The organism is Microbacterium sp., assembly GCF_052099035.1.
Taxonomy (GTDB): domain Bacteria; phylum Actinomycetota; class Actinomycetes; order Actinomycetales; family Microbacteriaceae; genus Microbacterium.
This window is the reverse complement of sequence record NZ_JBQDSX010000040.1, coordinates 1-5,924: the sequence shown is the minus strand read 5'-3', so window position 1 is coordinate 5,924 and position 5,924 is coordinate 1. Positions and strand designations below refer to the sequence as shown.

Sequence of the window (5,924 nt, the reverse complement as noted above, 5' to 3'; positions counted from 1 at the left end):
TGCATCGTCCGCCTGCATCGTCCGCCTGCATCGTCGACCTGAATCATTGACTGCACATCCACCCGCCGTCACCGTCCTCTCCGCGCCCGATCCCTGCATCCAGACGGGGAACGCCCCCGCATCAACACGAGAGATGCAGCTTCGTTGCCAGGCGAACCTGCCTTTCTCGCGTGTGTGCATTGGGGCAGCGCCGGAGCGTGCTCCTGGGCAAGCGGATGCACGCGGCGCGAACGCGTCCGGCGTGCGAGGCTTGTCGCATGGACTTGGAGGTGTCGCGTTCGCTCAAGATTCCGGCCGCGGAGCTCTGCTGGCGGTTCTCGCGATCTTCCGGCCCCGGCGGGCAGCACGTCAACACGTCCGACAGCCGCGTCGAGCTGTCCTGGAGCGTCGCGGATTCGCTCGTGCTCTCGGATGATCAGCGACGGATGCTCCTGTCTCGCCTCGAGCGACGCCTCGTCGGCGGGGTGGTCACGGTGGTTTCCTCCGAGCGCCGCTCGCAGCTGCGCAACCGCGAGGCCGCGCTCGAGAAGCTCGCCGATATCGTCCGCACGGGACTCGCCCCACCCGGACCGAAGCGCCGACCGACGAAGCCCACGAAGGGCTCGCAGCGGCGTCGGCTCGAGTCGAAGGGACAGCGCTCGGCGACGAAAGCTCAGCGAAAGCGGCCCTCAGCGGACTGACGGACGGCACCTCTCTCCCCGCGCACGGAATCGCTGCCAGCCAAATGGCCCTTCTGGGGTGGCTGAAGGAGCCATTTGGCTGGCAGCGATCGAGGGGTGCGCGGCTCGTGGGGCCAACTGGCTGGCAGTGATCGTGGGGCCGCCCCGAACGGGCACATCGGCTGGCAGTGATTGCCCTCGGAGCCCCTCGCCGCGCGGAACCGCGAACTGACTAGACCTGGACCGGGCTGCACGAGATCGTCACCGCAGGCGCGGGTCGTACGTGGGGTCCGGGTACGGTTCGGCGCATCCGGCCGTCGGGGCTGCCGCCTGGAATTCGAAGTGCCACGGCTCGTTGAGGTAGGTCTGGCAGAGGCCGTACCCGGCGCCGTTGGTGGCAAGCCAGTCGGATGCACCGCCCCCTTCCACGTCGACCGCGTCGCCCGAGACGTGGAGTGACGTCTCGGGCGACGCGACCCAGCGAGCCGCTTCCTCCTCGGAGCCGTACTCGGCACGCGCATCCTGCAGCAGCTGCGTCTGCAGCTCCGACGACCGCCAGCCGCTGTTGACCATCACGTACACGCCTTCGGACTCGGCGTCACGGGTCGCTTTCTGCAGCGCGTCGAGGAGCTCTGGGGAGAGATTGCCGATCCCGGCGTACTCGGTGTCGGTCGCCTTCGTGCCGAACTGCAGGCGTCCGTCGGGGTTCTCGGTGCCGCCGCCCTGCGAGACAGGTGCGCCGCCGGTCTCGCCGCCCGCCGGAGAGGGCGCAGAGAGCACCGTATCCCGCACAGGGGCTTCGGTCTGCGCCACCGAGCTCTGCCCGAGCTGCGCCGAGATGAGGGCGACGCCGACGCCGGCGAGCGCGACGAGGGATGCGCCGCCCACGAGGAGCCGCACGCTTCGCCTGCTCGTGCGCGTCTTCGAAGCCGTTCGCTGGTGGCTGGGCGGGCTGGTGAGCGTCATGAGGCAAGTTGACTCGGATCGAAGTTGCCTGGGCGTCGCGTTTTTCGCATACGCCGCCGATATGCCACGGCTCGTATCATCGGCTCATGCGTGTGCTGCTGGTGGAGGACGAGCCCTACATGGCGGAGGCGATCCGCGACGGGCTGAGACTCGAGGCGATCGCCGCCGATATCGCCGGTGACGGAAACACGGCGCTCGAGCTGCTGAGCGTCAACGACTACGACGTCGCCGTGCTCGACCGCGACATCCCCGGCCCGTCGGGCGACGAGGTGGCGAGACGCATCGTGGCGTCGAACAGCGGGGTCCTCATCCTCATGCTTACGGCCGCCGACCGGCTCGACGACAAGGCATCCGGCTTCGAGCTCGGCGCCGACGACTACCTCACGAAGCCCTTCGAGCTTCAGGAGCTGGTGCTGCGCCTGCGCGCCCTCAACCGTCGCCGCGCCCACAGCCGCCCGCCCGTCCACGAGATCGCGGGCCTCAAACTCGACCCGTTCCGCCGCGAGGTGTACCGAGACGGTCGCTACGTGGCGCTCACCCGCAAGCAGTTCGCGGTGCTGGAGGTGCTCATGAGCGCCGGCGGGGGAGTGATCAGCGCTGAGGAGCTGCTCGAGAAGGCGTGGGATGAAAACGCCGACCCGTTCACGAACGCCGTCCGCATCACGGTCTCCGCCCTCCGCAAGCGCCTCGGGGAGCCGTGGCTCATCGTCACCGTGCCAGGCGTCGGCTACCGCATCGACGCCGAAGCCTCCTCGGTGCGCGAAGAGAACGAACTCCGGTGACCCGCCAGCGCGGCCTCAGCGTTCGCCTGAAGCTCGCCCTGAGCTACGCGGCCTTCCTCATGATCGCCGGCGCACTGCTCCTCGCCGTCGTCTACGCCTTCCTGCTCCGCTACGTGCCTGCCGAGGCAATGGCCAGCGAGTGGACGTTCTTCCCCGGCCGCACCGACCTCGTGCGGGCGTTCGTGCCCGCGGCCGCGTGGGCCCTGCTGTTCCTGCTGTTCTTCGCGCTTGTCGGCGGCTGGTTCCTGGCTGGGCGGATGCTCGCCCCGCTCTCGCGCATCACGGTCGCAACGAGGGCTGCCGCGGCCGGGTCGCTGTCGCACCGCATCCGCCTCACAGGGAAGAGCGACGAGTTCACCGAGCTGGCCGACAGCTTCGACGCGATGCTCGCGCAGCTGGAGGCGCACGTCGCGCAGCAGCAGCGATTCGCGGCGAACGCCTCCCACGAGCTGCGGACGCCGCTGGCCATCTCGCAGACACTCCTCGACGTCGCGCGGAAGGACCCCGACCACGACCACGACGAGGTGCTCGGCCGTCTGCACTCCGTGAACGCGCGAGCCATCGAACTGACTGAAGCGCTGCTTGTACTGAGCCGCACCGAGCACGGCACCTTCGCGACCGAGCGCGTCGACCTGTCGCTCGTTGCCGAGGAAGCAGCCGAGACGCTGCTGCCGCTGGCCGAGAAACGCGGCGTCGCCATCGACACGGCGGGGGAGGCCGCGACCACGATCGGATCACCCGCGCTCATCTCCCTGCTCACCACGAACCTCCTGCACAACGCGATCGTGCACAACCTCTCGCATGGCGGCTCGGTTCTCCTCACGACGAACTCGAAGGCGGATGCAGCCACGCTTGTCGTCGAGAACACCGGGAGCCAGATCAGCGAAGCCCTGCTCGCGACGCTCACCGAGCCGTTCCAACGCGGTGAGCAGCGCGCCCGCAGCGACCACGCCGGTGTGGGGCTGGGGCTCGCCATCGTGAAGAGCGTCGTCAAGGCACACGGTGGGACGATGCAGCTCGCGGCGCGAGACGGCGGAGGGCTCCGCGTGACCGTGCGCCTGCCTGCCGCGGGGCAGCGTGGTGCAAGCCGGCGCGAGAGCGCCTAGCTGAGCGCCGACCGCCGCACGCTCGGCGCGACGATCGCCGCCCCCATGAGAGCGCCGACAGTATTCGCGATGATGTCGGTGGTGTCGAAGCTGCCGACGGCGAGCGCGAACTGCGTGGACTCCATGGCGAGGCTCGTGAAGCCGGCCGCGAAGAACGTCTTCGGCCCTGGCGCCACTCGCCACAAGTAGCCGGTGCAGAGGCCGAACGGAACGAAGACCGCGACGTTGGCGAGCACCTCGAGCGGCTTGCTGGCCGCGTACCCCTCGCTCGCGACGAACGGGATGAGCTTCAGATGCCGCGTCTCACCCCACCCCACGAAGGGCACCTCGAGCTTCCACACGATGAGCCACGTCAGCAGCACGAGGTAGGCGAGGAAGAGCACCGCGACCAGGTAGCGCGGCGCACGCGAGGGCCGCCGCCTGATCGCCCCACGCTGGGTGTTCGCGTACGCCCCCGTCGTCGGGAGTTCCAGGGTCTGGTCTGCTCGGCTGTAGCTCATGGCTACAGCCTCTCGAGAGGCGTGTTGCGAAGGCGTATGCGGGTTTCGATACGCGGACGATACGCGGCTCTTCGAGATCGCCCACAAGCGACAGGCCGACGTCGTCAATCGTGAGAGACTTCCGGCTTGTGACTTCAGCCAGTGCATCCGAAAACTCCAGCCAGCACGAGGCGGCGCGAGACCCGCAAGCCGTCGCCAGGCAGGCGAGCGAGGCGCACCACCTGCAGCGCTCGCTCTCGCCGCGCCAGCTCGCCATGATGGGCCTCGGCGGCGCGATCGGTGCTGGCCTCTTCGTCGGCTCCGGCCAGGCCATCGCAGTCGCGGGACCGGCCGTCATCGTGTCGTACGCCGTCGCGGGCCTGCTCGTCATCCTCGTGCTCTTCATGCTCGCTGAGATGGCCGCAGCCGACCCGCAGAGCGGCGCGTTCTCCGTGTACGCGGCGAAGGCGTTCGGCGCCACGGCAGGCGCGACGCTCGGCTGGTTCTACTGGATGCAGCTCGTCATCGTCATCGCCGCCGAAGCCACGGGTGCCGCCGCCATCGTGGCGGCCTGGACGCCCGGTATCCCGCAAGGGGTCTGGGCGCTCGCCTTCATGCTCACCTTCACGCTCATCAACCTGCTCGGCGTGCGCCGCTACGGGTCCTTCGAGTTCTGGTTCGCGGTGCTGAAGGTCGCCGCCATCATCGGCTTCCTCGCCCTGGGAGCAGCCCTTCTCTTCGGGCTCATTCCAGACGTGCCCTCACCGGGGCTCTCCAACCTGGTCGCGCACGACGGCTTCGCCCCGACCGGCATCCTCGGCATATCTGCCGCCCTGCTCATCGTCATGTTCAGCTTCGGCGGCACGGAGCTCACGGCCATCGCCGCAGCCGAGACTCGCGACCCAGCCACGAGCATCCGCCGAGCAGTTCGCAGCGTGCTGTGGCGCATCCTGCTGTTCTACATCGGATCGGTGTTCGTGATCGTCGCCGCCCTGCCATGGACGGACCCTGGCGTCGTCGCGGGGCCGTTCGCCGCGGTGCTCGCGCTCACGGACATCCCCGGCGTCGACCTCATCATGTCGGCCATCATCGTCATCGCACTCCTCTCCGCGCTCAACGCCAACCTCTACGGCGCATCGCGCATGGTCTACTCGCTCTCGGAGCGCCGCTTCGCACCTCGCGGCATGCAGCGCGTCGCCCGCAACGGCACGCCCACCGTCGCTGTGCTCGTCTCGGTCGGCGTCGGCTTCCTCACCGTCGTGTTCAACTTCCTCGCTCCGGACGCCGTGCTGCCGACGCTGCTCAACGTCGTCGGCTCCACGCTCATCGTGCTGTGGGCGACGGTCACCGCGTCCCAGTTCGTGCTGCGTCGCCGAGCGGATGCTCGCGGCGAGACCCTCACGGCTCGCATGCCTGGATTCCCGTGGCTGAGCATCCTCGCCGGCGTGATCCTCGTTGTCATCGTCGTGCTGACCATGCTCAACGAGGGCTCGAGGGAGCAGCTGCTCGCGACGCTCGGCATGACCGCGGCGATCGCAGTCGCGTGCGCGTTCACGAACAGGCACCTTCGACGCCAGGGCGTCGATCCGGTGCGGCTGCTGCGCGGCGAGGCGAACTAGGGCTTCGTTCGACCCGTACCGACTGGATCGGGCAACGGGGTGGGGAAGTAAGTGAATGAGAGTTTTGAATGGTCCGGCCGTCATGTTCGGACATACATACGATGACGCTAAAGTCTAGGTTCTGTGTACACGTGGGTATAAGTCAAGTTCGCACGCGCGAGCGCCAATCTGCTGCTTAAAAAGTTATCCACAAACCTCTCAAATGTCGGTGGTGGTGGGTAGTGTTTGGGGCATGCAGCAGCACCGCCATTTCGACCGCTCGGGTCTTGGGTTTGATCCCTCGGACCCGGCGTCGGTCGCGGCTCGGCGGGCG

Annotated in this window: 6 protein-coding genes; 4 read left to right on the top strand and 2 right to left on the bottom strand. The window is 68.3% G+C overall.

Going from position 1 to position 5,924, the window contains the following annotated elements; genetic code table 11:
* The first annotated feature begins 257 nt into the window (after positions 1 to 257).
* Positions 258 to 680, top strand: coding sequence for an alternative ribosome rescue aminoacyl-tRNA hydrolase ArfB (arfB, locus tag ACTIAO_RS12195; RefSeq protein WP_441906489.1), 423 nt, complete (start codon positions 258 to 260; stop codon positions 678 to 680).
* A gap of 240 nt (positions 681 to 920) precedes the next feature.
* On the opposite strand, the gene ACTIAO_RS12190 is transcribed toward arfB, so the two are convergent.
* Complete coding sequence (locus ACTIAO_RS12190) at positions 921 to 1,625, bottom strand: M15 family metallopeptidase (RefSeq protein ID WP_441906488.1); 705 nt, start codon at positions 1,623 to 1,625, stop codon at positions 921 to 923.
* A gap of 86 nt (positions 1,626 to 1,711) precedes the next feature.
* Here ACTIAO_RS12190 and ACTIAO_RS12185 point away from each other — a divergent pair, with 86 nt between their 5' ends.
* Complete coding sequence (locus ACTIAO_RS12185; RefSeq protein ID WP_441906487.1) at positions 1,712 to 2,407, top strand: response regulator transcription factor; 696 nt, start codon at positions 1,712 to 1,714, stop codon at positions 2,405 to 2,407.
* Positions 2,404 to 3,513 (top strand): sensor histidine kinase, encoded by a 1,110-nt coding sequence (locus ACTIAO_RS12180; protein WP_441906486.1) that lies wholly within the window; start codon positions 2,404 to 2,406, stop codon positions 3,511 to 3,513. Before ACTIAO_RS12185 ends, ACTIAO_RS12180 begins: the two co-directional genes overlap by 4 nt.
* On the opposite strand, the gene ACTIAO_RS12175 is transcribed toward ACTIAO_RS12180, so the two are convergent.
* The gene (locus ACTIAO_RS12175) at positions 3,510 to 4,013 is read right to left on the bottom strand and encodes a VanZ family protein (protein ID WP_441906485.1); all 504 of its coding nucleotides are present in this window, start codon (positions 4,011 to 4,013) and stop codon (positions 3,510 to 3,512) included. The genes ACTIAO_RS12180 and ACTIAO_RS12175 overlap by 4 nt on opposite strands.
* Before the next feature lie 254 nt (positions 4,014 to 4,267).
* Here ACTIAO_RS12175 and ACTIAO_RS12170 point away from each other — a divergent pair, with 254 nt between their 5' ends.
* Entirely contained in the window at positions 4,268 to 5,611 is a 1,344-nt protein-coding gene (locus tag ACTIAO_RS12170) for an amino acid permease (protein WP_441906513.1), read from the top strand.
* The last annotated feature ends 313 nt before the right edge of the window (positions 5,612 to 5,924 follow it).